Origin of the sequence: Aneurinibacillus tyrosinisolvens (assembly GCF_001015055.1) — a bacterium.
Lineage (GTDB): Bacteria > Bacillota > Bacilli > Aneurinibacillales > Aneurinibacillaceae > Aneurinibacillus_A > Aneurinibacillus_A tyrosinisolvens.
Genome location: NZ_BBWZ01000127.1, coordinates 1 through 691, shown reverse-complemented (window position 1 = coordinate 691; position 691 = coordinate 1). Strand labels below are relative to the sequence as shown.

1 protein-coding gene is annotated in these 691 nt (G+C 45.9%); it reads left to right on the top strand.

Annotated elements, in window-relative coordinates:
• A partial coding sequence (locus tag MBEAL2_RS28665) for an IS110 family transposase (RefSeq protein ID WP_047155567.1) occupies positions 1 to 691 on the top strand: 691 nt, incomplete at both ends.

The window sequence follows — 691 nt, the reverse complement described above, 5'->3', positions numbered from 1 at the left end:
GCACAGCTAAATATGAAACAGGGGATGGCTAAGGTCATCGTGGGAATGGAGCCTACGGGCCACTACTGGCTAAACCTGGCCCATTTTCTGAAGGAACAGGGTATCAAATTCGTTGTCGTGAATCCAATGCACGTGAAGAAGAGTAAAGAATTAGATGATAATTCTCCAACCAAGAACGATGTAAAAGACGCCAGAGTGATTGCACAGTTGGTCAAGGATGGGAGATACGCTGAACCTAACATTCCGCAAGGAGTGTATGCCGAACTCCGTGTGGCAAGAAAAATACGCGATTTCCTATCCGTTGACCTTCAAGCCGTGCAGGGACAAATTCATAACTGGCTAGACCGATATTTCCCGGAGTTTACGACGGTGTTTAAAGATTGGGAAGGGAAAGCAGCGCTCCAGCTATTACAGCTGGGCTTACTGCCAGGTGAGCTAGTCAAACTCTCTGATGAAGAAATTCTCGTTCATCTTAAAAAAGCGGTAAAACGAGCCGTGGGCGCTGGAAAAGTGAAAGAGATAAAGCAGGCAGCCGCTCTTTCGATCGGCATTCGTGAAGGAGCAGAGATGGCAAAAATGGAGATTCTTACTCTGCTTGATAAATACCATCTTATTAAGCAGAAGTTCGAAGAACTGGAAGCGAAAATCGATACGTTACTTGAACAGATTCCTGGTGTCCAGCAGATGATAG